This is a genomic window from Solidesulfovibrio sp. DCME, assembly GCF_049995385.1.
In the GTDB taxonomy this organism is placed as follows: domain Bacteria; phylum Desulfobacterota; class Desulfovibrionia; order Desulfovibrionales; family Desulfovibrionaceae; genus Solidesulfovibrio.
On record NZ_CP188261.1, the window covers coordinates 4371749 to 4397848 of the forward strand.

Below are 26100 nucleotides of genomic sequence, written 5' to 3' on the forward strand. Positions count from 1 at the left end.
TGAAAGTGGAACCAGGCCAAGGTGAGGCTCCTTTTTGCGGAGCCGCACCTTGGCATACGCCAAGCGGGCGGGTCAACGCACCGAGAGTGCGACGCCCGGCCTTCACCAGCACCACCAGCCGGGCCGGGATGATTCCGATGAAACGGGTCCGTCAGACAGCGACCAGCCGCGCGTGACGCCCTGGCCGGCGGCCGGGCTTGACAAACCGACGGCATTTATTCATTCGAATGAATGAAATTGTCGTCACACAACCCGGCCCACTCAGGCGCATCCCATGGAAAGTGAAACCAAACGGCGACTTGTCGAGGCCGGCCTGCTGCTTTTCGGCCTGCACGGCCTGGAAGCCACCACCACCCGGGCCCTGGCCCAAAAGGCGGGCGTGAACCTCGCCGCCATCCCCTACCACTTTGGCGGCAAGGAAGGGCTCTATCGGGCGGTCCTGGAACACATCGTCCGGATCAAGCTCAAGGAAATCGCCCCCTGCCTGGAACGATTGCGCGCGGTTTGCGACACACCCGCGACCGGACGCGAAGAGCTGCTCCAATCCCTGCGCGAGGTGGTGCGGATCCTGGTGCTGGCGCTGCTCGACAGCCCGGAGTCGCGCAGCTGCGCCCAGATCATCCTGCAGGAACAAATCGCGCCCACGGCCGGTTTCGGCATCGTCCACGACCAATTCCTCGTGCAAATCCACACGGCCCTCGGCGACCTGCTCGGCCGTCTCCTGGACCTTCCGGCCGGGTCGCTGGAACTGTACCTGCACACCATGTCCTTCATGGGGCAGATGTTCATCTTTCGGGTGGGCATGCCGAGCCTGCTTGCCCTGGTGGGCAGCGACAGGCTGTCCGAAGCCCAGGTGATGGCGATCGTCGCGGTCTGCGTCAGGCAGGCCGAGGCCCTGGTCGCCGGGTTTGGGCCGACACCGCGCGGGAGTGGTTTATGAGGCGCAAATCCCTCTGGCTCCTGGTGGGCCTCGTCGTCTGCGGCCTGGCCTGGTACGCCGCCAGCCGCAACGGCCACCGCACCGACGGCCTGCGGCTCTACGGCAACGTGGACATCCGCCAGGTGGACCTGGCCTTTCGCGTGCCCGGCAAAATCGCCGCGGTGCGTGTCGACGAGGGGGACCGGGTCAGCGCCGGCGACGTCGTGGCCGAACTGGACGGGCAGCCCTACGCGGAGAGCCTGGCCAAGGCAACGGCCGAACGGGACGTGGCCCTGGCCGCCATGAACAAGTACCACGCCGGCTCCCGTAGCGAGGATATCGCCCAGGCCCGGGCCCAGGTCGCCCAGCTCGAAGCCCAGGTGGAAAACGCCGACCGCCTGGCCCGCCGCCGCCACAGCCTGCTGCGCAGCGACGCCGTTTCCGTCGAGGAAAGCGAATCCGCCGGCTACAGCCGCGACGCCCTGCGGGCGGAACGGGAAAAGGCCCGCAAGGCGCTGGCCCTGCAGCTGGCCGGTTTTCGGGCCGAGGACGTGGCCGCGGCCGAGGCCTCCTATCGTTCCGCCCAGGCCTCGGCGGACCTGGCCGCGACGGACCTGGCCGACACCCGGCTGGTATGCCCAAGCGACGGCCGCGTCCTGTCCCGGGTCCGCGAGCCGGGCGCCGTTGTCGCGGCCGGCACCACGGTCCTGTCCGTCTCCCTCGACAAGCCGGTATGGGTGCGGGCCTACGTGCCCGAGCCGGACCTGGGCCGGGTCCATCTCGGCCTGCCCGTGCAGGTCTTCACCGACAGCCGGCCGGATGCGCCCTATGCCGGGACCGTGGGCTTCATCTCGCCCGTGGCCGAATTCACCCCGAAAAACGTGGAGACCGAGGCCCTGCGCACGGACCTGGTCTACCGGTTGCGCATCGTGATCGAGGCCCCCGACGACGGCCTGCGCCAGGGCATGCCGGTCACCGTCCGGGCGGTGCCGCAACCCGGCCCGGGGGCGAGGCCATGACCCCGCCCCTGGTCACGGCCCAAGGCCTGACCATGCGCTTCGGCCGGGGCGCGCCGCCGGCCCTCGAAGCCGTCACGGCAAGCATCCGGGCCGGCCAGGTCACGGGGCTCATCGGCCCCGACGGGGCGGGCAAGACGACTTTTCTGCGGCTTTTGGCCGGGCTGCTGCGGGCAACCCAGGGGAGCCTCGCCGTGCTCGGTTGCGACCCCGCGACCCAGGCCGAGGCGATCCATGCCCGCATCGGCTACATGCCCCAAAAATTCGGCCTGTACGAAGACTTGAGCGTCATCGAAAACCTGCGGCTCTACGCCGAGGTGCGCGGGCTGCCCGCCGCCGACTACGACGCGGCGTTTGGGCGGCTGCTCGGCTTCACCGGCCTGGGGCCGTTCACGCGGCGCCTGGCCGGCAAGCTTTCCGGCGGCATGAAGCAAAAGCTCGGCCTGGCCTGTGCCATGATCCGCCAGCCGGAACTCCTGCTCCTCGACGAACCCAGCGTCGGCGTGGACCCCATCTCCCGGCGCGAACTTTGGCGCATGGTGCAAGCCCTGGCCGCCCAGGGCATCGGCGTGCTGTGGAGCACCTCCTACCTGGACGAGGCCGAGGCCTGCGACCATGTGCTGCTTTTCGCCGGGGGCCGCCTGCTGTTCGACGGGCCGCCGGCGACGCTGACCGGCCGGGTGCGCGACCGGGTTTTCCAGGTCCGGGGCATCGCCGGCAACCGCCGGGCCGTCCTGCGCCGGGCCCTGGGCCAAGACGGCATCCTCGACGGCGTCATCCAGGGGCGCCATGTCCGCCTCGTGGCGGCCAAGGGGGCGCCGGCCATCGACCTGGCCGCCCTGCGCGCCGGCCCGCAAGCCGCGCTCGTCCCCGTGCCCCCCCGTTTCGAGGATGCCTTCCTGGACATCCTCGGCGGCGGCCCGGGCGGGGTTTCGGCTCTGGCCCAGCACATGGCGCCCAAAAGCCCAAGCCCGGCCGCCGTGGTCGAGGCCAGGAAGCTGACCAAGCAATTCGGTGCCTTCACCGCCGCCAAGGATATCGACTTCGCCATCCGGCAAGGCGAAATCTTCGGCCTGCTCGGCCCCAACGGCGCGGGCAAGTCCACCACCTTCAAGATGATGTGCGGGCTGCTTACGCCCAGTGCCGGCCAGGCCCTGGTCGACGGGCTGTCCCTGGCCCACAGCCCCGGCACGGCCCGGGCGCGCATCGGCTACATGTCCCAGAAATTCTCCCTCTACGGCACGTTGTCCGCCCGCCAGAACCTGGAGTTTTTTTCCGGCATCTACGGCCTGGCCGGTTCCCGGCGCCAGGCGGCCATGGCGAACATGATCGAGACCTTCGCCCTCGGCCCCCACCTGGCCGATTCGGCCGACACCCTTCCCCTGGGCTTCAAGCAACGCCTGGCCCTGGCCTGCGCCGTGATGCACGAGCCGGCCGTGCTGTTCCTCGACGAGCCGACCTCCGGCGTCGACCCCCTCACCCGCCGGGAATTCTGGACGCATATCAACGGGATGGTCGAACGCGGCGTGACGATCATGATCACGACCCACTTCATGGACGAGGCCGAATACTGCGACCGCATCGCCCTGGTCTATCGGGGCCGGGTCATCGCCATCGGCTCGCCCGACGACCTCAAGGACGCGGCCCGCTCACCGGAAACGGCCGACCCCGGCCTGGAGGAAGCCTTCATCCGCCTGGTCAGCCGCAGCGACGAGGCCCAGGAGGCGCAAACAGCGGCATGAACACCGCAGCCTGGCGCCGGCTTCGGGCCATCCTCGTCAAGGAAGCCCTGCAAATCCTGCGCGATCCCTCCTCCATCCTGATCGGTCTCGTCCTGCCGGTCTTCCTGACGCTCCTGGCCGGCTACTCGACCAACCTGGACATCGAGCACCTGGCCATCGGCCTGGCCCTCGAGGACCATTCCCCGGCCGCCCGGGACCTGGCGGCTTCCTTTCGGGCCACCAAGTCTTTCGCGGTGCGCCAGGGCAACGACCGCCGGGAATTCATGGACGGCCTCACAAACGGCTCGCTCTACGGCCTGGTGATCATTCCCCCGACCTTCAGCCGGGACCTGGCCCGGGCCGAGCAAGCGGCCCCCTTCCAGGTCATCGCCGACGGTTCGGTGCCCAATACGGCCACCTTCCTCCAGAACTACGCCATGGGCGTCTGGCAGACCTGGCTTGCGCTGCGGGACCAAGAACGTCATGCCGCCCCGGCCCCGCTCGTGCAACTGTTGCCGCGCACCTGGTACAATCAGGAGCTCGTGAGCCTCAACAGCCTGTTGCCGGGCGGCATGGCCATCAACCTCACCCTGATCGGCACCCTGCTCACCGCCCTGGTCGTGGCCCGGGAATGGGAGCGCGGCACCATGGAAGCCATGCTCGCCACGCCGGTGGGGCGCTTCGAAATGCTGCTTGGCAAGCTCATCCCCTATTTCCTGCTGGGCATGGCGGCCATGTTCCTGTGCCTGGCCATCACCCTGGCCGTGTTTCACGTGCCGTTTCGCGGCTCGGTGGGCGCGCTGGTCATCGTTTCCTCGGTTTTCCTGCTTTCGGCCCTGGGGCTTGGGCTTCTGATCTCCTCGCTGTCCAACAGCCAGTTCGTGGCCTCCCAGTCGGCCATCCTGGCCGCCTTCCTGCCGGCCTATTTCCTTTCCGGCTACGTTTTCGAGACGTCCGGCATGCCGCTGCCCATCGAGCTCCTCTCGCGCTGCATCGCGGCCCGCTATTATGTCTCGTGCCTGAAAACCCTGTTCCTCGTCGGCGACTCCTGGGACCTGCTGCTGCCCAACATGGCCGGCATGGCCGGCATCGCCGCCGTCCTGTTCGGCCTCACCCTCAAGAACACGAGCCGGACATTGACATGAACATCGGGCGGATCCGGTCCCTGGTCATCAAGGAACTGCTGGCCGTGCTGCGCGACAGGAAAAGCCGGATGGCCCTGATCATGCCGCCCATCCTGCAGCTTGGCATCTTCGCCTTTGCCGCCACGCTCGAGGTGAAAAACATCTCCCTGGCCGTGCTCGACAAGGACGGGGGCAAGGCGGCGGTGGAACTGACCCAGCGCTTCGCCGGCTCGCCCTACTTCACCAAGGTTTTCCGGCTGCCCGGCCAGGCCGGCGTCGCGCCGGCCATGGAGAATGCCCGGGCCATGGCCGTCCTGGTCCTCGACCAGGGCTTCTCCCGCGACGTGGCCGCCGGGCGGCAGGCCGCCGCGCAGCTCATCCTGGACGGGCGGCGCAGCAACACCGCCCAGATCGTGGAAGGCTACGCAGGGCTCATCGTGAAACAGTATAACGACGACCTGGCCGCCGCGCGCGGGCAAACGGGCTTGCCCGCGACCCTGGTCGCCCGCAATTGGTTCAACCCCAACCTCGACTACCTCTGGTTCACGGTGCCCAACCTCATCGGCATGCTCAGCATGGTCGTCGGGCTGATCGTCACCGCCCTGTCGGTCGCCCGGGAACGCGAGCTGGGGACCTTCGACCAACTGCTCGTCTCGCCGCTTTCCCCCTGGGAGATCTTGGCCGGCAAGACGCTTCCGGCCATGATCCTCGGGACGGTGGAAAGCATCGCCATCGTGGCCGTGGCGATCGGCCTGTTTCGCATCCCCTGCGTGGGCTCGCTGGGGGCGTTGGGGTTTTGCCTGGTGCTCTACCTGTTCTCGGTCGTCGGGTTTGGGCTGTTTATTTCGTCGCTGTGCAGCACCCAGCAGCAGGCCATTTTGGGCACGTTCACCTTCATGATCCCGGCGACCCTGCTTTCGGGCTTTGCCACGCCCCTGGAAACCATGCCCCAGGTGTTGCAGCTCCTCTCCCTGGCCAACCCGATGCGCCATTTCCTGTTGGCCGTGCGCGGGATCATGCTCAAGGGCATGCCCTTTGCCATGGTCGTCGACACGGTCTGGCCCCTGGCGGTCATCGCGGTCGTCACCCTGGCCCTGGCCGGCTGGTTTTTCCGCCGCGGTCTGGATTGACGGCAGCAACCCCGCCCGCCCCGACCGGCGGCCCTTTCTGGGGCCTGCCCAAGGGCGCAGGCCAAGCCGCCGCCCGGGGCGGGGCCAAAAATGCCGGCATTTGCTGGGGATAGCCTGGGGCAAGAAAAAGGGCCTACAGCGGTTTTTGCTGTAAGCCCTTGAACTTTCTTGGCGTCCCCAAGGGGATTTGAACCCCTGTTATCGGCGTGAGAGGCCGACGTCCTAGGCCACTAGACGATGGGGACGGACTTGGCGCTGGTGGGCCGTGCTGGGCTCGAACCAGCGACTCTCTGCTTAAAAGGCAGATACTCTACCGTCTGAGTTAACGGCCCACACGGGAAGAATGTCACTATGCCCTTCCTCGCGGACTGTCAACGTTTTATTTCGCGTCCATCAAAAAAACTTCCCCGGCCAGGCTTCCCAAATCCGCCACCCCTGACTATAGCTGCCCCTCCATGGACATCGCCCACCTCTGGCATTCCCTGCTCTGGCCCCTGGCCAGGCTGCTTGCGTCCCTGGCCCTGGGACTGCTCGTGGCCAACTGCATCGAGGCCCTCAATTGGACCCGGTTCCTGGCCCGGCTGGCCGCACCCATCATCCGCCTGGGCCATCTCAAGGATGTTGTCGGCGCCAGCTTCTCCATGGCCTTCTTCTCCGGACTGGCCGCCAACTCCCTCCTGTCCGAGGCCTATGCCGCCGGAAAGCTCGACGACCGGGAACTCGTCCTGGCCAACCTCTTCAACAGCCTGCCCACCTATTTCCTGCACCTGCCGCAAATGTTTTTCATCACCGTGCCCTTTCTCGGCACCCGTCCTTCCCTCGTCTATGTCGGCCTGACCCTGCTCGCCGCCCTGCTGCGCACCGCGGCCATCCTGGTCTACGGCCGCCTGCTGTTGCCCCCCCTGGCCGAGGGTTGCGTCGTCTGCCACCTGGGCGACAACACCTTTTCCTGGAAAAAAGCCCTGGCCAAGGGCTGGAAGCGCTTTACCCGCCGCATCCGCTCCATGGTCCTTTTCACCGTGCCCATCTATGTCGGCATCCACTACCTGACTGTGTACGGCGCCTTCGACGCCGCCGAAAAGTGGCTTTCCCAGCACCTCGCCTTCCTGTCCTTCATGACGCCCCAGGCCGTGAGCATCGTCATGTTCCAGGTCGTGGCCGAATTCACGGCCGGGCTGGCCGCCGCTGGCGCCATGCTCGGGGCCGGCGACCTGACCACCCGGCAGGTCGTGCTGGCGTTGCTCATCGGCAACATCCTGTCCACGCCCATGCGGGCTTTCCGGCATCAGTTCCCGTACTACGCCGGCATCTTCTCGCCCGGCAACGCCATGCGGTTGATCGTGCACAACCAGGCCCTGCGGGCGGCGAGCATCCTGGCCGTGACCGTCGGCTACGGGCTTCTCGGCTAGGGCGCATGCCCAGGAACCGCACGGCAGCGGATCGCGGCGGGATGGGCACGAACTCCCGCTGCCCGGGCCGCCCGGCGCCCTTCGTCAAGCGGGCCGGCCTGACCTGCCTGGCCAGCCTGGCCGTGCACGACAAGGCCGCCGACGAAGCCGTGTTCCGGGCCGACCTCGCGGCCGTGGCCGCCGTGGCCGCCGACGACCGGCAACCGGTCAGGAAAGGCGCCAGCTGGGTCCTGCGCCAGATCGGCAAGCGCAGCGAAAGCTTGCGCCAGGCCGCCCTGGACACGGCCCGGGGCCTGCTCGCCCGGGGCGAACCCGCAGCCCGGTTCGCCGCCCGGGAGGCCCTGCGCGAACTGACCCGGCCGCCTGCGGCGGACAAGCGCGCCGCCGCCCGGCAAGGCCTGGCCTAAGCGGCGTTTTCGCTTGCAAAAAATCCGAAAAAAAACGCTCCACCGGCCACATTGTTGTTGTGTTTGTATTCGGCGTGTGTATAATGGGATAATATTATCAACGCGCATGTCTCCTTTCGCCGCTTTGCCCCCGATGGAAGTCCACCCCCAAAACGCCGAAAACGAATCACGCCAAAGACCGGAGCTACAGTACATGTCGAAGAAACTTTATGTTGGCAACCTGTCCTTCTCCTCCACAGAAGACGACGTCCGCGACCATTTCGCCTCCTACGGCGAAGTGATCAGCGTCAACCTCATTACCGACCGGGAGACCGGCCGTCTGCGCGGCTTCGGCTTCGTGGAGATGGATGACGAGGGCGCCAACGCCGCCATCCAAGCCCTGGACGGCAAGGAACTGGGCGGCCGCACCCTGAAGGTCAACGAGGCCCAGGACAAACCCCGTACCGGCGGCGCGCGTCGCGGCGGCGGCGGCGGCGGTTACGGTGGCGGCGGCGGTCGCTGGTAGCATTCGCTGCCTCGACGATCCCTGCCTGTCCGACGGCATGCGCGCATCGTAACGGACAGCGCGCCGGGATCCTTCGCCGTTGCGCACTGCAAAGGCCGGAACATCCGTTCCGGCCTTTTTCATTGCCCAAAAGGCCGCAGCAAAACGGCCGGAGCCCGAAGGCCCCGGCCGTGCGCGGCGTGGCGACAACAACGCGGCGAACACCGTCGCCGGATCCGAAGCCGGCTAGAACTTGTACGACAGACCGAAGGCCACTTTCCAGGTGTCGCCGTCACGCGACTGGCTGACCAGCCGGTGTCCCCACACACTCTGCTGGAACTCGCCGTGGGCCCAGCCGGTTTCCACGATCGCGGCCAAATTCTGGTAGATCATGTACTTGGTGTCCAGGTTGACGCCCAGGACGTATTCGTTGACGGTCAGGTCGCGGCCCATCTGGAAATAGGGGTTGCTGCCCATGGCGTCGTTGAGGAAACGGATGGCCTTGGCCGAGTTGGTGCCGGCCACGTACATGAAGGTCAGGCGTTGGGTCAGCTTTTCCATGAAGCTGATATTGTTAAGGCTCGCGCCCAGGCCCCAGGAGCCGACCGGGCTCATGCCCACGTTGGAATCCTTGACCAGTTCCTGGCTGTCGTCGAACAGGAAGCCATTGCCCGGACCCCAGTTGGGCCGCACCAGGGGCATGCGCTCGGAACCGTTGCGGGTCGATTTGTCCTCGCCCGTGGACCACCAGCCGAAGGCCTGGGGCGTGAGCACGTCCCAGCCCGTGTATTCCAGGCCCAGGTCGAGGAACCAGCCTTCGCGGCGGTTTTTCTTGCGGTCGCTTTGGGCGCCGGCCCCGTAGATCACGTCGGCGTAGAAGCGCACCGGATCCAGGGCGCTGACCTCGAAGGCGCCGCCCACCCACCAGAAGGGATTCTGGTCGTTTTTCCACAGCTTGGGCGAAATGTACGTGCCGGCCGAGGTCAGGGTGTCCGCGTAATACGACGACCCGTACTGGGAACCCTTGTTGATGAAGTAGTCGGCGTTGCGGCCGGCCACGGCCACAGCACCCCACGGCGTGGCCTTGAACCCTTCCACCGTCACCGGGACGGCCAGAAAATACAGGTCCAGTTCGTCGGCCACCTGGGTGGTGGTGGTGTCGTAGGTGCGGTTGGTGTCGATGAGGCGCCCGAAACCGGCCAGGATGGACAAGGTCTTGTCGATCAGCGGCCCTTGGACCACCAGGGCGGCCGCGTTGTCGCCGAACACCGGCGAGGCGTAGAAAAGACTGCTTTGCGGCAGGTCGACCCGCTGCAACCCGGCCGTGGCCTCGAAGGCGCAGCCCGGCACCTTGAACTGCAGATAGGCCTGGTAGGGCATGATCGACACCGCCGGGTTGGCCGCGGTGAAGGTGCCGTGGCCCCAGGTGTCCTCAACCTTGAGGGCCAGCCGGAACTTCACGGCCTCGCTGGCGATGAAGTCCGTGCGCCACCGGAACCGCTCCCAGATCTGGAAGCTTTCCTCGGTCTTGGTGCCGGCGCCCTTCCAGGTCGGCGTGGCCGAGGTCCAGGTGCCGGCGTTCCAGCCGGTGAAGTTGCGGTTGGAGTAGTAGACGCCGTAGACCAGGGCGTCGCCGACAATTTTCACTTCCGTGGCCGCCCGGGCCTCGGCCAACATGCCGAGACACCCGATGACGGCCAAAGCCCAGACAAATGCTTTTTTCATCTTTCCTCCCTCGTTGGCGATGCTACGCCGCCGTTGCCTCGCGCCGCCGCGCCCTGGCCTCTGGCACTGAGGCCAGAAGGAAAGATTATAGATCGGAAAGATTGACAGCAAATCGTAATACGGTTTTATATACTATAATTTCAGCATATTATAAAATGACCACTGAAAAGCCACCGTCACGCACCTTGTAATTTCTGTGTCATGAATGCAGTATTCATACTTTTACAATATAATACAACATAACTACAGTCACGATTTCCTGATTTTCGTGATCCATGCACGAGCAACAGCTTCATAGCGACATCACCTTTACCCACAAGATCACATCAAATGCCTTCCACTCCCCCACGCAACACAGGCTGACCAATCCGTGCTCCGCCCAAATACCTGGCAGAGCATCGGCCGATCGCTCCCTCACGCCCACCATTCCAGTCGCGCCAGGGCAACATGCCCTGCCCAGGGGGCACTCGCCCGTTTTGCGGCCTTCGCGTGACAGGACTTGTCTGGAAATAACTTTTTATCCACCTGGAATAACGAAAGAACCAATATCCACTGTCCCGTTGCCCGCTTTGCGGGCCTCGCGGTATGCTGGCCCGGACCTGTGCCGCCAACCGCCCAGGCCCAAGGGAGCCACCGCCATGCCGCACCATCGCCGCCGACGTCCCGCCGTCCTGGCCAGCCTGACCCTGGTCGCCGTGGCGGCCCTTTGGGCCGCAACCGCCCAGGCCCGGTCGCTGACCGATGCCGATGGCCAGCGGCTGACCCTCCCCGACGCGCCCAAGCGGGTCTATGCCCTTTCCCCGCCGGACAGCCTGCTCGTCTATGCCCTCGACCCCTGCCTGCTGGCCGGCTGGAACTATGCCCCCCTGCCGCCGACCCTGCCCTTCCTGCCGGCTTGCGCCAAGGACCTGCCCGTGCTCGGCGGCTTTTTCGGCAAGGACGAAACCCCCGACGAAAAGGCCCTGGCCGCGGCCAAGCCCGACCTTGTCGTCAGCGGCTCCATGGCCAAGCCCCAGGCCGCCTTCGAGGCCTTCTTCGCCGCCCGGGGCATCCCCGTGGTCCATGTCGCAAGCCAATCCCCCAACGACTACCCGGCCGCCTGGCGCCTGCTCGGCGAGGCCCTGGACCGCCGGGGGCGGGCCGCGGAACTGGCCGCCGCGGCCGAGGAGACGCTGGCCGCCGTGCGCCGGGGACTGGCCGGCATCCCCCAGGACAAGCGCCTGACCGTCTACTATGCCGAGGGCGGCGACGGCCTGTACACCGACGGCGGCGGTTCGTTCCACACCGTGGTCCTGGACCTGGCCGGCGGCATCAACGTCCACACCCAGCCACCCACCGACCGCAAGGGCATGGACCGGGTGCCCATGGAAGCGGTGGTCGCCTCTGCCCCCCAGGTCATCCTGGCCCAGGACGCCGCCTGCCGGGACATGATCCTGTCCTCGCCGGCCTGGGGGGAGATCCCGGCCGTCAAGGCCGGGCGGGTCTACCTGCTGCCGGACGCGCCCTTCGGCTGGTTCGACCGCCCGCCCTCCTTCATGCGCCTGCTGTGCCTCAAATGGCTGGCCAACATCCTCTACCCCGAGGCCTTCCCCTACGACATGGCGCAGGAAACCAAGGCCTTCTTCAAACTGTTCCTCCAGGTGGACCTGACCGACGCCCAGGCCACCGCCCTGCTCCAGGGCAAGGCCCCGGCGGTGCCCTGACGCCCGCCCCAAAGCCGCAACCCGACAACCCCCAAGGAGCTGTCATGGCCGAAGCCACCTTCGACCGGGATTTCTACATCTACGACGCCAACCACCGTTTCGCGTCCATGTATCCGCTGCTGGCCCGCCAGATCGTGGACGACTGCGGCGTGCGCCAGGGCCTGTGCCTCGACGTCGGCACGGGCAGCGCCGCGGTCATCATCGAGCTGGCCAAGATCACGGACCTGGACATGGTCGGCCTCGACGCCAAACCGGAAGTGCTGGACATGGCCCGGGAAAACGTCGCCCGCCACGGCCTGCCCGAGGCGCGGTTCCGCTTCCTCGAGGCCGATGTCACGGCCATTCCCCTGGAGGCGGGGTCCGTGGACCTGCTCATCAGCCGGGGTTCGGTGCCGTTTTGGGCCGACCACGTGGCCGCCTTTTCCGAGCTGTACCGGGTGCTGGCCCCGGGCGGGGCGGGGCTGGTGGGCTGCGGCTTCAGCCGCTACCAGCCCATCGAGGAAGTGCGGGCCATGCGGCCCAAATGGGCCGGCGACGGCGTCAAGGACGAACGCAACGACTGGAAGGCCGAGGGCTACCTGCCCCGGGTGCTCGAAGCGGCGGGCATCGCCCAGGCCACGGTGACCCAGGACGCCTATGGCGTGTGGGTGTCCCTGCGCAAAGCCTGACCTCACCCGGGCCAGCCGGGATCGGCGCCATCCGAGCGCCGCGCCGATCCCGGCCGCCCCACCCTCCCGCCGCCCGGTTGCCTGCCGCCCGGTCGCCCGCCGCCCGGTCGCCTGCCGCCCGGTCACCTGCCGCCCGGTCGCCTGCCGCCCGGTTGCCTGCCGCCCGGTCGCCTGCCGTGCGGATGCTTGCCGTGCGGAAAACTGCCTTGCGGTCGATTGCCTTGCGGACGCCTGCCTCCCGGTTGCCTGCCCTGCGGGCGCTTGCCGCTTGGGCGCTTCCCTTGCGGACGCCCACCGCTTGGCCACTCGCCTTGCGGGCGCCGGCCTTGCGGACGCGATATTTACTATCCACCTAAAATTACAAGAATAATATTCCTTGAGATTTTCCTTCCGCCAGGTCGGATTTCGCGTATATAAAACTATGGCGCTGTGCGGCCATCACGTCTGCAACTTCCTGCCATTTTGATAAAGAACAGATAAACCTAAAGGATTTGCCTATGATCAATCGAAAACTCTGGCTGATCGATGCCGGCTACATGTACCGGGGACAATCCATTTACAGTCGCGAGTACAGCATTGACTATGTCAAACTGAGAAACAAATTGGAAATCGAAGAGCCACTCTGGCGCGCCTATTATCTCAATTCCGTGCCGAATCCCACGCCCGATTCCCAGGTCGCCTTCTACAACTGGATGCGCAGCGCCCCGCCTCTGGGACCGAAGATCATCACCAAGCTCTACGAACTGCGGGCCAGCGAGATCACCGACCTCTACTGCGAGCAGTGCCGGCGCAAGGTGCCGGTGACCTGCCCCAACGACCACAAGCACCGCCTCAGCCGCGAACAGCAAAAAGGCGTGGACGTGGGCCTGGCCACCTTGGCCCTGACCCACATCGAGAACTACGACACCCTGATCCTGTCCTCGGGCGACAGCGATCTGCTCGACGCCGTGGAGTTCATCACCGAGAAAAACAAGCGCTTCGAGCTGCTGGTTTTCAAAAACGGCGTGTCCACGGACCTGCAATGCCGGGCCGACCGCATCTACTGGATCGACGAGTTCGCCCAGGAAGTCGCCCGCTAACCCAACCCTTCACACGCAACAAGCCCCCCGCAACGGCGTTGCGGGGGGCTTGTTTGTTTGACCGGCGCGTGCCGCCCGGCAATGTCGGCCCCGCGACGCCCCCTTTCGGGAGGTCCAGGAGGGGCCGTCGCCCCTCCTGGCCGCCGGAGGCTTCCCTTTCCCGTCCTGCCGTGCCCTGTTCTACCGGCCGGCCATTTCGCGCAGGCGGCGGATGCGTTCCTCGGTGGGCGGGTGGGTGGAGAACAGCGAGGCCATGGACATGCCGGCGAAGGGATTGACGATGAACATGTTTTCCGTGGCCGGGTTGGCATTCATGGGGATGCGGTGGGCATAGTCGTCGAGCTTGCCCAGTGCCCCGGCCAGGGCCAGGGGCGTGCCGGAAAGCCGGGCGCCGGTGGCGTCGGCCAGGTATTCCCGGGACCGGGAGATGGCCATCTGAATCAGCGAGGCCGCGATGGGGGCCAAGATGGCCATGAGCAGCCCGCCGAGCAGCCCGGATCCGCCGCCTTCCTCGTCGCTGTGCCGGCCCATGCCGAAAATCGCGCCCCATTGCAGCATGTTGGCCATCATGACCACGGCGCCGCCGAGCACGGCGGCAATGGACTGCACCAGGATGTCGCGGTTTTTGATGTGCCCCAGCTCGTGGGCCAGCACGCCGCGCAGTTCCTCGGGCGACAGCAGGCGCATGATGCCGGCGGTGACGCAGACCACGCCGTGTTCGGGGTTGCGGCCGGTGGCGAAGGCGTTGGGGGCTTCCTGGTCCACGATCATGACGCGCGGCTTGGGGATGCCGCCGTTGCGGGCCAGTTCCTCGACCATGGCGTGCAGGCCCGGGGCGTCGGCCGGGGAGAGTTCCCGGGCGCCGTACATGGACAGCACGATCTTGTCCGAGAACCAGTAGCTGCCGAGGTTCATGACCAGGGCCATGACAAAGGCGATGACCAGGCCTTGGCGTCCGCCCATGGCCTGCCCGACGATCAGGATGAGCGCGGTCAGCAGTCCGAGAAGCAGGGCTGTCTTGATCTGGCTGCTCATGATGGCTTCCGTCCTCCCGTATGAAAAAAGCCTCGCCCGGTCCTTTTGCGGGCCAGGCGAGGCGGATGGGTCATGTTTGCGCGTTGCTCTAAACCGTATTCCGTTACCCTTCCGTTACGGGCGGCGGACAGATCCGGTCATTGCAACCGGTCCGCGCCCTGGCGCTGGCGGGAGTGCGGTTGCTCCCGCCAAGCGGGTTCCGGAGAGAACCTCCGGTTCCGCGGCTGCGCGGCGAGGCATCTCGCCGGAGAGGGAACTCTCGTCTTGCTTGCGGGCCGCTGGGACCCGATTATCCACTCGGTTTCCGGAATCCGAATCACTTATCCCGTTTCCGAAGCGGCCTGCCGCCTTGTGGCGGGGGGTTGGCCGCCTCGCCCGCGATCGGGGAAGTCCTTTCGCCGTTACGGCCACCGGGCGGCCGTCAGTTCAGGGCGACTCTTTTCGCCGGATATGGCGTCATAAAACCCGTTGGCTTAAACCTCCGGTACGCGTTCGTCCGTGGCGTTACCGGTTGCAACTTTTTACAGTTCCGACAATTTCGCGCCGGAATTATCGGCCCCGTGGCCGTACCGGTCGCGCCTCTCCCGGCGGGGGTGGTAGGGCCCCCGCGCTCGCGGCCGCCGGGCGGCCGCCGTCAAAAGGCGACTCTTTTCGCCGGATATGGGCGTTTCTGGCCCATCGGATTGACCTCCGGCTTCAGGTGTCTTGCGCGTTGTCGAATCCAGGTCCTTTGCACCCAACTCGCTTGCGACGGTCTTTCTCGGCCGTTTTGGCCGTACCGCTTCGCTTTTCCTGGCGATCGGATATGTCCTTTCGCCTTTGTGGCTACGACGTGCGTCGTATCTTGCCAAGTTTGCGGGGCGACTCGCTTCGCCGGGTATGGGAGATGGCATTCGTCGCGGCGTTCCCTCCTGCTCGGGTTCGACCTCATATTCGAGGTTGCCGTTGATTCCAGAAATAATCCCTCCGCCAAATTTGTAAAGCAAAATCTTCGCAAAAAGTTCACCACCCCGCCGCCCGGCGCCTCTCCCGACGCCTCCCCATTGACAAGCCCGGCCGCCTACGCCACCTTGCGCCAAGCGCCAACCCCGCTTTGCATAAGGCTTTCCCGTCAGCATGCACCACCTTCCAAACGCCGCGCCGCGCCCCGGCCGACCCGACGCCGCCCTGCCGCTGACCTGCCTTTTTCTGGCCCTGTGGGCCGTGCACGCCCTGCTTATCGGGCCGCTGCGCTTCACCGGCGACGAGGTCCGCTACGCTGCCTACGGCCTGGGCCTGTTCCACGGCCAGGGCTTCCATCCCTCCGACGCCCTGTGGCGGGACATGCTGGCCGACGCGGGCGTCTCTTCCCCCCTGGCCGAAAGCCCGGTCGGCCGGGCCGGGCGGATCATCCATTCCGTGGTCTACCCCGTTCTCGGCGCGCCGGCCCTGGCGCTGTTCGGGCTCGACGGCGCGCGCTGGCTGTCCTTTGCCGTGGGCTGCCTGGGCCTGGCCACCCTGTTCGCGGCCCTGGCCCGCCGTTTCGACCGCGGCATTTGCCTCGCCACCCTGGCCGCCGTGGCCTTCGCCTGCCCGGTCCTGCCCTATCTGCGGCTTTTTTTCGCCGAGGTCCTGCTTTTTACCGTAAACGCCGTGGTCCTGCTCTTTTTCGTCTCGGGCCGGTACAAACGCCCGGAAAACGCCCTGCCAGCCGCGCTGGGGCTGTGCCTTTTGCCCTTTGTCCACGTCAAACTCTCCCTGGAAGCGGCTACCGCCTTCGGCATCGTCTTTTTTTCGCTGCGCCCGGCCCTGCCCCGGGCTCGCCAGGCCGCCATGCTCGGCCTGGCCGGGGCCATGTTCGGCCTGTTCCTGCTCTACAACCAGGCCCTGTTCGGCGCCCCCATCGGCGGCGGCAACCCGGCCTTCCCCGTCAGCCCCCTGGCCATCCCCGACCGGGTCGTGGTCAACCTCCTGGACATGCGCCACGGGCTTTTGCCCAACGCCCCCCACCTGCTTTTGGCCCTGGTCGGGCTCTTTTTCGTCTGGCGGGACCGCGAGGGCACCGGCCGCATCGTCCTGGGCCTTTTGGCGGCCTACTTTTTCACCATGCTCTGGGCCAACGGCAGCGAGGCCTACGCCGCCCGCAACTGGATGGCGGCCATGCCGCTCGTGGCCTGGGGCCTGGCCCGCTGGCTGGCCGAGCCGGACCGGGCCGGCAAATTCCTGGCCCTGCCCTTTTTCCTGCTGTCGTTTTGCCTGCTGTGCGTGTTCGTGCGCTGGCCCGAGGCCTTTCTCGACAGCCGCAACTACTCGGTCCCCTACGACAAGCTCTTCACCCTGCTTGGCCACTTCCACTTCGGCTACCTGCTGCCCTACGACTTCCTGGACCACGAAGGCGCGGGCCTAAACGCCTCCCTGGGCCTGGGGCTTAGCGTCGCCGGGGTGCTCGGGCTTTTCGCCGCCGGCCAGGCCGTCGCCGCCCGCACGCGCCACAAGGCCACGGGCGCGGCCCTCCAGGCCGCCGGCCTGGCGCTGATCGTCTTTTTCTCGCTAGTGGAGCGGGTCGAGCCCGTGGCCGTGTCGCTGGTTGCCGACGAAAACCACTACTACCTCAATTGCGCCCTGGACAAACCCGAGCGCCTGGCCTTTTTGCGCATCGACAACCCCGACGCGGCCATGAAGCCCCATGGCTTTTTCACCATCGCCCTGCTGGATAAGACCGACACCACGGCCCTTACGCGCCGGGCTTCGGTCATCACCCCCCTGCCGCCCTTCCTGCCGGTCGGGGCCCTCCTCCTGGCCGAGACCGTGGAGCGCCCGGAGAAGCGCTGGCTCGACACGGCCACGGGCGCGGCGTTATACCGGCGCGTGCTGTCGACGCCCTGACCCGGCGCCCAACCGACCCGCCAACCCGCAGGAGGCCCGTCATGGCTGCCCGCCCCGTCGTCCTCGTGACGCGAATGATTCCCGAAGCCGGCCTGGCGCTGTTGCGCCAGCGCTGCGACCTGCGCCTGGGTCCGGACGACCGGCCCATGACCCGCGAGGAACTGCTGGCCGGCGCGGCCGAGGCCAAGTGGGTCCTGGGCCAGCTCGTGGACCGCATCGACGCCGCCTTCTTCGACGCCGCGCCCAGGCTGCGCGGCTACGCCAACTACGCCGTGGGCTTCGACAACATCGATGTGGCCGAGGCCACCCGGCGCGGCATCCCCGTGTGCAACACCCCGGACGTGCTCACCGTCGCCACGGCCGAGATGGCCTGGGCGCTGGTTTTCGCCGTGGCCCGGCGCGTGGCCGAGACCGACACGCTCCTGCGCCGGGGCATCTGGCCGGCCTGGGGGCCGTTTACCTTCCTCGGCCAGGAGATCACCGGCAAGACGCTCGGCATCTACGGCCCGGGCCGCATCGGCACGGCCATGGCCCGCATGTCCCGGGGCTTTTCCATGCCCGTGGTCTACACCGGCGGCCGGCGGCCCAACGAGGCCCTGGAAAAGGAACTGGGCGCCCGGCGCCTGCCCTTCGAGGAATTTCTGGAGGCGGCCGACATCGTGAGCATCCACGCGCCCCTGACGCCCGAGACCCGCCACGCCTTTGACGCCGCCGCCTTTGCCCGGATGAAGCCCACGGCCATCCTGGTCAACACCGGCCGGGGGCCCATCGTGGACGAGGCCGCCCTGACCGCGGCCCTGGCGGCAGGCCGCATCGCCGGCGCGGGCCTGGACGTCTTCGAGGTCGAGGCGCCCCTGCCCGAAAGCCTGACCAGCCTGCAAAATATCGTCATCACCCCGCACATCGGCTCGGCCACGCAAACGGCCCGCGACGGCATGGCGACGCTTGCCGCCCGCAACCTCCTGGCCATGCTGACCGGCGGGCGCCCGCCGAGCTGCCTCAACCCCGAGGTCCTCGAGCCGGGAGCCTAGTGTCGCGTCCGCGAAGAGGACATTTACTTCTTCAAGTACAACACCAAGGAATAATTACTTTTTCTTAAAAAATACGATCGTATTTTTTGAGGGACGCAACACTAGGGACTGTGCCTCCATAAGGACGTTGTGGCGAGTAGCGAACTCAGTTTGCGAGTGCAGCCACTGAAAGGGCACATGCCGCCCGCTTGAGGGGGCTGGGGCGGAGGCGGGAACACCAAGGCCTGGGCTGCGTGCTGCAGTCCAGGCCTCATCTGGTGCCCTCCCCAAGAGGGGCAATGCAATTCAAACCAGATTCATTGTGCGTTTAGCAATATCGTAATAATACTTTGAATTGTTGACGACGGCTTTTGATTTACGGTAAAAATGGAGCCGGAAATATTGATTGTTCCGGAGCGCGTGCGGTGAGTCGTGTTGGGTGCGACGGTATAGACAACCTTTCCATTGCTCGTGCCGGATGCTCCTTCCGTGATGGTGAGCCACGGATCGCTGGCAGAGGCAACCCAGTCGCAATCCGCCGCGGCAGTGACATTGACTACTCCAGAACCTCCCTGGCTATCGAATGTAGCACTTGTGCTATCGATAACCACACTACAGGGTGTCGTGATCGAGACCTTGAGGATTTGTCCTTGGAATCCACAGAGGTAAATAATTTTATTAGCCTTGTCTGTGTAGACTCCTGTAATTTGAAAGCATTTTACCAAGGGAATCCAGGCCGTACCGTTATAGTAATATAACCGTCCGTCTTCGGAACTGCCGGCTGAGTAGGTGACAGCGAAGACCTCGCGGTCGGAGAAGCCTGTGATATGCGTTATATCGCTAACTACCGAGTCGATGTTGTTAAACTCTAGCTGTTCCCATGCGCTTCCGTTATAGTGATAGAGTGATTTTTCGTTACCGACAGCGTAGATATTGTTCGAGTCTGATCCCCATATAGCTCGAAGATTTGCCGACGGTAGATAGGTGTTGATTGCAGTCCATTGGGTTCCATCAAAGTGCAGCACCCTGGTTGTTCTGGCGTCCTTGGATTCGCCTACGGCATAGATATTCGTTTTGGAATTTCCCCATAATCCGTTGATTACCTTGTGATACGATTTGTCGATATCCATTTCGACCCAGGTGTCGGCGGACTTCACGTGGACTACTGGAATGTCATTGTTTACATGACCCCCGGCCAAAAGAACGTCGTCAATATCAAAAAAAGTCTTTGGATTTGATGGCTGATCTGAACCCCAAGTGCCAACAGCTGGCATAAGTTCCATTACTGCGCCATTATTGTCAACTTTGACAGCACCCCAAATGCCGTAATCATTACCACCTAGATAAAATGTACCATCCTTTGTTCTTATCCCGGTTTGAACATTTGCCGAGTTAAGACCATAGGGAGGTGGCGAAGGAATTCGAGAGAGATCGATTGCATTTCCATTGAGCATCAGGGGTGTCCACTGCGTCCCGTCGTAAGAAAAAATGGTGTTCTTTTCTTGGCCACCAAAATCTCCGCCTCCAGCAACGTATATTTGTGACGGACTTGTAGCCACAATGAAGTTGAAATAGTTGGAGTTCGTATAGGCACTTCCAAGATAATGCTTAGAGAAAAAAGTGTTCAGTATTGTCCAATTTTCGGTATAGTATTTTTGCAGCACGCCATAGCGATCCGTTGTGGTGAATATGCCAGTAGATATATCACCCCAACCTCCAGTGAAATGTCCGCCATAGCCTTGGCTGAGATTCGAAACCACAATATTGTTCCAATGCAGGCCGTCCCAATGTTGTATTTCGCCGCCTGGTCCAATCGAGTAAACATCATCGACAGCATTTCCCCAAAAATCAATCGGCGCTTCCGTTCCGTCCATTTGCATGGCAACAAACTGTGTTCCGTCAAATCGATAAATGCCATTTCCTTGCGAAACAAACATATCTGTTTCACTAAACGCTAATAAAGCATTGATCTCTGCGTTAGGATCGCTGATTCCGACAGGAAATTGTGTCCATACATTACCGTCATAGCGATATACAAAATTGTTGCCAGAGCCGATCGGCCAAGTTTTGGACCCTAAATAGCCAGAAGTATAGATGTCGCACGTTACAAACAGTTTTCCATCGACATAGGCTATATCCTTGAGCGTTTGGTATTGATTTATTGGTGTATACGGAAAATCGGCGACAGGGGACCAAATAGAGCCATCGTAATGTAAAATAACCCCTTTCCATGGATAAATACCACTATAGGCGTATTGAACCTTACCCACGGCGTAGAGATCGGTCGGACTTGCTCCACCAATGGAGTACATAGTGAAATTATAGCCCACAAGATCAGAAAATCCAGTAAGATCAACAGACATTGTTTCCCAGCGAGTTCCATCGTAATGCATGACTATCGGTATTGAGCCTTGGGTGTGCTCGCTATCATAGCCCTCTCCAACAACATACATGTCTGGGTCCGAAAATTTTTTGAATCCACGCAAGTTGGCTGTGGAATTTCCTGTGATATATGTAGTGAGCTTGGCGTTTGAATATTTATATAATATGCCGCATCTGGAAGGGATGTAGACATCCTGGCCATCCCTAACGACTTTATTCATGGAAAAATCACCAGGAATAGGATTCAGCGGCTCGATAACGGCATTCAATACAAGAGGAGATGCACTCCAAGCTGAAGATGCGTGAAATATCAATACCAGTGTTACAAGTAGTTGTTTTAGTTGGTTATGCTTAGTCATGGCGATAACCTCCTGTGAAATTATTTTGCTTACAGCTTTAAATAATGTTTAAATACGCACTATCCGTATTTATTAGGTCACAGACAATGCGCTGTCAATTATAAACACGTGGTTCATGCCTTCACTCTGCTTCCTAGCATAATGTCCAAGAATTCAGTATATTGATGAATATTTATGCCTGAGCCCTACACTGAGATGGACCTCATTGCTTTCCAGGTGATGTTCTCCACACAAGAGGTTTGTCGCGAGTGACTTTTCAAATTGCGATGACCTACCCTAAGCACGGCGCCTCGGCATGACATTTTAAAGTAGGTCAACATTTTCGTATCCACGCAAAAGCTATCATACAGGACACATAGGACGGGGTTCAGAAGAAACATTTGCAACGATATCTTGATGAATTCTGCTATCGTTTCAATTGTCTCTTCTGGCCAGGCCAAGATTTAGATCGTCTACTGCTGGCCTGCTCACGGGCAGGCCCAATGACCTATGCCGAGTTAAGGGGATAGCCACGTATTTTTTCCAAAAAATACTATCGCATTGTTAAAGCGCGCAACACGAGGGCCGATCTTGACATTTTTCGGCAAAAAGGCGCATTGCCCTGGCCGAAAACAGCCACATGACGGGTTTGCGACCCGCAAGGAGCGCCCATGCGCATACGCCACATGATGCAGGAGTCCCTGGCCGTCGTCGGGCCCGACGTCACTTTCGCCGCGATGCTTGCGGTCTACCGGGACACGGATTCCCGCCTCGTCTACGTCGTCGATACCCAGGGCAAGCTCCTCGGCGTGGTCAGCAGCTACGACATCCTGCGGGCCATGCTGCCGTTCTACCTCGATTCCAACCTGATCAAAGCCCTGCCCGACGACGAATCCATCATCCGCCAGGCCTTTCTCGGCTGCCAGGGCCGGCCCGTGTCCGAAATCATGACCACGGACCTCGTGGCCGTGGGGCCCGACGACCTGTTCCTCGAAGCCGAGGCGCTCATCGCCGAGCGCGGCGTCAACGTCCTGCCGGTGCTCGACGGCCAGGGCAAGCTCGTCGGCGAAGTGACCCGCCGGGCCATCCTCAAGTACATCGCCAGCCGCTGCGGCCTGGAATCCGGGGAGTAGCGCCGCATGTTCTGGACCGCCACCGCCATCTTCGTCTGTGCCTACGCCGTCATCGTCTCGGAAAAGATCAACAAGACCAAGGTGGCCCTGTTCGGCGCCGCGCTCACCCTGGCGCTGAAGGTCCTCTCCCAGCACGACGCCCTGCACGACATCGACCTCGGCGTCGACTGGAACGTCATCTTCCTGCTCATTTCCATGATGCTCATCGTGAGCATCATGACCAAGACGGGCGTGTTCCAGTACGTGGCCGTCAAGGCGGCCAAGCTCGGCCGGGGCGAACCCTTCGCCATCATGGCCATCTTCGCCCTGGTCACGGCCGTGGCCTCGGCCTTTCTCGACAACGTCACCACCGTGCTGCTGCTGGCCCCGGTCACCCTGCTCGTGGCCAAGGAACTGGAAATCGACCCCGTGCCCTACCTGATCACCGAGGCCCTGGCCTCCAACATCGGCGGCACGGCGACGCTTATCGGCGACCCGCCCAACATCATGATCGCCTCCAAGGCCGGCCTCGATTTCATGGACTTCCTCGTCCACCTGACCCCGGCCATCATCGTCATCATGGCCGCCTGGATGCTCGTGTGGAAAGTGCTCTTCGGCCGGCGCCTGCGCGTGGGCGAGGTGCAAAAGGCCCGCATCCTAGCCATGAACGAAGGCGCGCTCATCAAGGACCGCGTCCTTCTGGCCAAAAGCCTGGCCGTCTTGGCCCTGACCATCCTCGGCTTCATGCTCCACGGCTTTCTGGGCTACGAACCGGCCACCGTGGCCCTGCTCGGCGCCTCGACCCTGCTGCTCATTTCCGGCGCGGACCCGCAGCAGGTCCTGGAGGAAGTGGAGTGGCCCACCATCTTTTTCTTCATGGGCCTTTTCATCATCATCGGCGGCACGGTCAAAGCCGGGCTCATCGAATACTTTTCCCAGAAGGTCATCGCCCTGACCCACCCGACCAAGGACTCCATGCTGGTGCTGTCCATGGTCATGGTCTGGTTTTCCGGCATCGCCTCGGCCATCGTGGACAACATCCCCTTCGTGGCCACCATGAACCCGCTTCTGGCCGAACTGGCCGACAAGGTCCTCGGCCCGTCCACCGGGCTTTCCGGCCAGGCCCTCTACACCCATCCGACCATGCTGCCGGTCTGGTGGTCCCTGGCGCTCGGGGCCTGCCTTGGCGGCAACGGCACGGCCATCGGCGCCTCGGCCAACGTCATCGTGGTCGGGCTGTCCGAAAAGGCCGGCAACCACATCTCCTTCGCCCGTTTCCTCAAATACGGCGCGCCGGTGACGCTCGGCACCATCGTGATCTCCATGGCCTACATCTACTTGCGCTATTACGCCTTCACCGGGTAGACGGCAGGCATGAGACGGCCGAGCGGACCCCGGGCGACCCGCTTCTGCGCCGCCCTGTGCCTGGCGGCCGTGGCCGTGCTGGCCTTCTGGGGGACGCTTACCACCGGCCCGACCACCAGCGACGACCTCTACTACGAGCAAAACGTCCTGGCCGGCCGCCTGGGCCAGCTGACCACCCAACTGGCCACCGGGTCGGGGCGCTTTCACCACTACCTGCACGTGGGGCTGACCGCCCTGCCCTATTTCCTGGACAGCCCGCCCCTGCGCAAGGCCCTGTCCCTGGGCGCCTTCCTGGCCGGCCTGGCCACCTTTTGCGCCGTGGCCGGCCGCATCGCCGGAAAGCCCTGGCTCGGCTGCCTGGCCGGCCTTTTTGCCCTGGCCTTCTACCAGGACAACTGGCACCACAACATCCTGACCGCCTATCCGCTGGTCTTCCACTCCGGGCTTATCTGCATGAGCCTCGCCGGCGCCTGCCTGTGGCGCCACGGCCGGGGCGGCGGGCGCGGCTTCCTTATCGGCGCCAACCTGCTCGCCTTTGCCGCCTGCTGCCATTTCGAGGCCTTTCTCGCCTACGCGCCCCTGCTGTGGGGCATCGTCTGGCTTTCCCGGCGGGGCACCCCCCGCCGGCGCCTGGCCACCATGGCCGCCGCCTCGGTCGGCTTCGGCGCCTTTCTCGCCCTGAGCCTGGCCTACCGCGCCCTGCACCCGACCCAGTACGCCGGCAACGCCCTGGACCTGTCGAGCCCGCTGCGCCTGGCGCAAACCGTGGCCGCCTACAGCTTTTCCGCCCTGCCCCTGGGCTCGTTTCCCTTAAACTGCAACAGCATCAACCGCTTCCCCGTGATCACCACCCATCTGGTGCTGGACCTGGGCCAGTACCTCGCGGCCCTTGACGGCCAGTGGCCGCGCCTGTCCCCGGCCTGGCTCGCCCTGGCCTTGCTCGCCGGGGGGCTGACCTACCGGGTGCTGGCCCGCGAATCCCTGGAGCCGATGCGCTGGCGGCTTTTGCCCGCGTGCATGGCGCTGTACGCCGTGGTCTGCCCCAACCTGCTCATCGCCCTGTCGCCCAAGTACCAGGGGCCGGCGGCCTCGGGGGTCGCCTGGTACGTGACCTCGAGTTTTTCCGGCTATGCCGTGGCCGTGGGTTTGGCCGGGTTGTGCCTGTGGGGCGCGGCCCGGCTGACCGGCCGTCCGGGGGCCAGGCGGCTGGCGGCCGGGGTGGCGGCCGTGCTGGTCGCGGGCCTCGGCCTGGTGACGGCCTCGGTCAACGCCTCGGTCGGGGCCAGCAAGGTGGCCGCCGGCGCCCGCTGGCGCGAGGCCGCCCTGGCCGTGGCCAGCCCGGCCTTCGCCGCCGTGCCGGACGGCGCGCTCCTCGTCGCCCCGGACCTGTTTACGGCCGTAAACGAGGAAAAGACCCGGGAAGGCTATTGGGAGGACTGGTTCGGCCACTTTGCCGGCAAGCGGCTGTCCGTCGCCCCGACCGCCCCCGCCGCCCTGCCCGGGGACAGGCCGGTCTTCGCCCTGCGCCGCCTGTCCGGGCCGACCGACCCGGCCACGGCCCTGGCGCTCGCCCGCGTCACGCGCCTTGGCCCGCCAAACGCCGACCCCTACGCCCCGGCGCCGGATGCGCCGACCCTTTTTGCCGCCTCGGTGGCCATCGTGGCCGAGGCCGGCAACCGGTTTTGCGACGCGATCTACCAACAAGGGGAGCAGTGGCGGCTGGTCCCGGCCAATACCGTGGGCCGGCGGGGGCTGGCCGAAACGACTCTGGACAGCGGCGCCGCCGAGCCCATCGCCTTCGACTCCCTGGCCCTGGTCCCGGCCCGGGCCATTACCCCCTTCGCGCCGTCCCCGGTGTTGCTGCGCTTCGGCCAGGGATTTACCCCGCCCGAGCGGGCCATCACCGGCGACATCGCCTGGGCCGGCCAGGCCGGGCAACTGCGGCTGGTCAACGGCACGGCCGCCCCGGTCGGGGCGCGGCTGTTCGCGACCCTCATCGCCCTGTCCCCGGTGCGACTGGCTCTCACCGGGCCGGGGCTTGCCCGGGAAATCGCTTCCCAGGGGGCGACCACGCCCATTTCCCTGGAACTGACCCTGCCGCCGGGGGAATCCGCCTTCGACCTGCGGGTCCTGGCCCCGGCCGGCGACACGGCCAAGCGCTTCGGCCTTCTGGGCGCCGGGCTTACCCCGTTGCCCTGAAGCAGGCGGTTCCACGAAGGCGGGAACGCCGCGCCCCGGTTCCACGATTCGTCGAGCGACCCCCGGTCCATAAAAAACATCCCTTTCAATTTCAATGAATTGCGCCGACAACACGCCTTGGCACGCCGCCTGCTTTCTCCCTTGTCAAGACCGGACAACGGACACAACGACCAGCAACATATTTCCAAGGGGAGAAAGACCATGCTGCGCACCATCACCAATTTCGTTCGTGACGAGGAAGGGGCCACCGCGGTGGAATACGGACTCATGGCCGCGCTCATCGCCGCCGTCATCATCGGCGCCGTCACCACCCTGGGTTCGAACCTGAGCACCCTTTTCACGAACCTCGCCGGCCAGATCGGCACCGGCAGCTAAGGCCGAGGCGATCCCGCGAATTTTGCGCAACATG

At 64.4% G+C, this 26100-nt stretch carries 20 protein-coding genes, 2 tRNA genes and 1 pseudogene; 18 read left to right on the top strand and 5 right to left on the bottom strand.

The window, feature by feature from the left end; all coding sequences use genetic code 11:
- Positions 1-274: 274 nt before the first annotated feature.
- The 5 genes from ACP59X_RS19345 to ACP59X_RS19365 are packed head-to-tail and all read left to right on the top strand — an operon-like array spanning position 275 to position 5910.
- On the top strand, positions 275-940 hold the full coding sequence (locus tag ACP59X_RS19345) for a CerR family C-terminal domain-containing protein (RefSeq protein ID WP_428561626.1): 666 nt from the start codon (positions 275-277) through the stop codon (positions 938-940).
- Positions 937-1938, top strand: a complete 1002-nt coding sequence (gene hlyD, locus ACP59X_RS19350) for a secretion protein HlyD (protein WP_428561629.1) — start codon at positions 937-939, stop codon at positions 1936-1938. Before ACP59X_RS19345 ends, hlyD begins: the two co-directional genes overlap by 4 nt.
- Positions 1935-3677 carry an ATP-binding cassette domain-containing protein gene (locus tag ACP59X_RS19355; RefSeq protein ID WP_428561632.1) on the top strand — a complete coding sequence of 581 codons (1743 nt, stop codon included), beginning with the start codon at positions 1935-1937 and terminating at the stop codon, positions 3675-3677. Before hlyD ends, ACP59X_RS19355 begins: the two co-directional genes overlap by 4 nt.
- On the top strand, positions 3674-4801 hold the full coding sequence (locus ACP59X_RS19360; protein ID WP_428561635.1) for an ABC transporter permease: 1128 nt from the start codon (positions 3674-3676) through the stop codon (positions 4799-4801). Before ACP59X_RS19355 ends, ACP59X_RS19360 begins: the two co-directional genes overlap by 4 nt.
- Positions 4798-5910 (top strand): ABC transporter permease, encoded by a 1113-nt coding sequence (locus ACP59X_RS19365; protein WP_428561637.1) that lies wholly within the window; start codon positions 4798-4800, stop codon positions 5908-5910. The genes ACP59X_RS19360 and ACP59X_RS19365 overlap by 4 nt, the downstream gene beginning before the upstream one ends.
- 169 nt (positions 5911-6079) lie before the next feature.
- On the opposite strand, the gene ACP59X_RS19370 is transcribed toward ACP59X_RS19365, so the two are convergent.
- Positions 6080-6155 (bottom strand) — tRNA-Glu (locus ACP59X_RS19370).
- A gap of 11 nt (positions 6156-6166) precedes the next feature.
- Positions 6167-6242 (bottom strand) — tRNA-Lys (locus tag ACP59X_RS19375).
- Positions 6243-6365: 123 nt separating this feature from the next.
- Here ACP59X_RS19375 and ACP59X_RS19380 point away from each other — a divergent pair.
- The 3 genes from ACP59X_RS19380 to ACP59X_RS19390 all read left to right on the top strand — a co-directional run bounded on the left by ACP59X_RS19380 (position 6366) and on the right by ACP59X_RS19390 (position 8231).
- Entirely contained in the window at positions 6366-7319 is a 954-nt protein-coding gene (locus tag ACP59X_RS19380; protein ID WP_428561640.1) for a hypothetical protein, read from the top strand.
- A gap of 41 nt (positions 7320-7360) precedes the next feature.
- A complete protein-coding gene (locus tag ACP59X_RS19385) occupies positions 7361-7726 on the top strand; it encodes a DNA alkylation repair protein (protein ID WP_428561643.1) in 366 nt (121 codons plus the stop codon).
- A gap of 193 nt (positions 7727-7919) precedes the next feature.
- Complete coding sequence (locus ACP59X_RS19390) at positions 7920-8231, top strand: RNA recognition motif domain-containing protein (protein WP_428561645.1); 312 nt, start codon at positions 7920-7922, stop codon at positions 8229-8231.
- Positions 8232-8456: 225 nt separating this feature from the next.
- On the opposite strand, the gene ACP59X_RS19395 is transcribed toward ACP59X_RS19390, so the two are convergent.
- A complete protein-coding gene (locus ACP59X_RS19395; RefSeq protein ID WP_428561647.1) occupies positions 8457-9935 on the bottom strand; it encodes an outer membrane homotrimeric porin in 1479 nt (492 codons plus the stop codon).
- 638 nt (positions 9936-10573) lie between these two features.
- Here ACP59X_RS19395 and ACP59X_RS19400 point away from each other — a divergent pair.
- From ACP59X_RS19400 to ACP59X_RS19410, 3 genes are all read left to right on the top strand, one after another.
- Complete coding sequence (locus ACP59X_RS19400; protein WP_428561649.1) at positions 10574-11638, top strand: ABC transporter substrate-binding protein; 1065 nt, start codon at positions 10574-10576, stop codon at positions 11636-11638.
- Positions 11639-11682: 44 nt separating this feature from the next.
- On the top strand, positions 11683-12306 hold the full coding sequence (locus ACP59X_RS19405; protein ID WP_428561652.1) for a class I SAM-dependent methyltransferase: 624 nt from the start codon (positions 11683-11685) through the stop codon (positions 12304-12306).
- Positions 12307-12803: 497 nt separating this feature from the next.
- Complete coding sequence (locus tag ACP59X_RS19410; RefSeq protein ID WP_428561654.1) at positions 12804-13385, top strand: NYN domain-containing protein; 582 nt, start codon at positions 12804-12806, stop codon at positions 13383-13385.
- 180 nt (positions 13386-13565) lie between these two features.
- On the opposite strand, the gene ACP59X_RS19415 is transcribed toward ACP59X_RS19410, so the two are convergent.
- Positions 13566-14420 carry a zinc metalloprotease HtpX gene (locus ACP59X_RS19415; protein ID WP_428561657.1) on the bottom strand — a complete coding sequence of 285 codons (855 nt, stop codon included), beginning with the start codon at positions 14418-14420 and terminating at the stop codon, positions 13566-13568.
- A 1116-nt stretch (positions 14421-15536) separates the two neighbouring features.
- Here ACP59X_RS19415 and ACP59X_RS19420 point away from each other — a divergent pair.
- Together ACP59X_RS19420 and ACP59X_RS19425 are read left to right on the top strand one after the other, a co-directional pair.
- Positions 15537-17285 carry a hypothetical protein gene (locus ACP59X_RS19420; protein WP_428561659.1) on the top strand — a complete coding sequence of 583 codons (1749 nt, stop codon included), beginning with the start codon at positions 15537-15539 and terminating at the stop codon, positions 17283-17285.
- Between the two features lie 41 nt (positions 17286-17326).
- The gene (locus ACP59X_RS19425) at positions 17327-18316 is read left to right on the top strand and encodes a 2-hydroxyacid dehydrogenase (protein ID WP_428561662.1); all 990 of its coding nucleotides are present in this window, start codon (positions 17327-17329) and stop codon (positions 18314-18316) included.
- Between the two features lie 296 nt (positions 18317-18612).
- On the opposite strand, the gene ACP59X_RS19430 is transcribed toward ACP59X_RS19425, so the two are convergent.
- Entirely contained in the window at positions 18613-21036 is a 2424-nt protein-coding gene (locus ACP59X_RS19430; RefSeq protein WP_428561665.1) for a BACON domain-containing protein, read from the bottom strand.
- 362 nt (positions 21037-21398) lie between these two features.
- Here ACP59X_RS19430 and ACP59X_RS19435 point away from each other — a divergent pair.
- From ACP59X_RS19435 to ACP59X_RS19455, 5 genes and pseudogenes are all read left to right on the top strand, one after another.
- Positions 21399-21545, top strand: a pseudogene (locus ACP59X_RS19435) (IS1595-like element ISPlba3 family transposase); the annotation flags it as partial.
- 141 nt (positions 21546-21686) lie between these two features.
- Positions 21687-22148 (top strand): CBS domain-containing protein, encoded by a 462-nt coding sequence (locus tag ACP59X_RS19440; protein WP_428561667.1) that lies wholly within the window; start codon positions 21687-21689, stop codon positions 22146-22148.
- A 6-nt stretch (positions 22149-22154) separates the two neighbouring features.
- The gene (locus ACP59X_RS19445) at positions 22155-23492 is read left to right on the top strand and encodes an ArsB/NhaD family transporter (RefSeq protein ID WP_428561670.1); all 1338 of its coding nucleotides are present in this window, start codon (positions 22155-22157) and stop codon (positions 23490-23492) included.
- Positions 23493-23501: 9 nt separating this feature from the next.
- Positions 23502-25691, top strand: a complete 2190-nt coding sequence (locus ACP59X_RS19450; protein ID WP_428561673.1) for a hypothetical protein — start codon at positions 23502-23504, stop codon at positions 25689-25691.
- 201 nt (positions 25692-25892) lie between these two features.
- The gene (locus ACP59X_RS19455; RefSeq protein ID WP_428561676.1) at positions 25893-26066 is read left to right on the top strand and encodes a Flp family type IVb pilin; all 174 of its coding nucleotides are present in this window, start codon (positions 25893-25895) and stop codon (positions 26064-26066) included.
- The last annotated feature ends 34 nt before the right edge of the window (positions 26067-26100 follow it).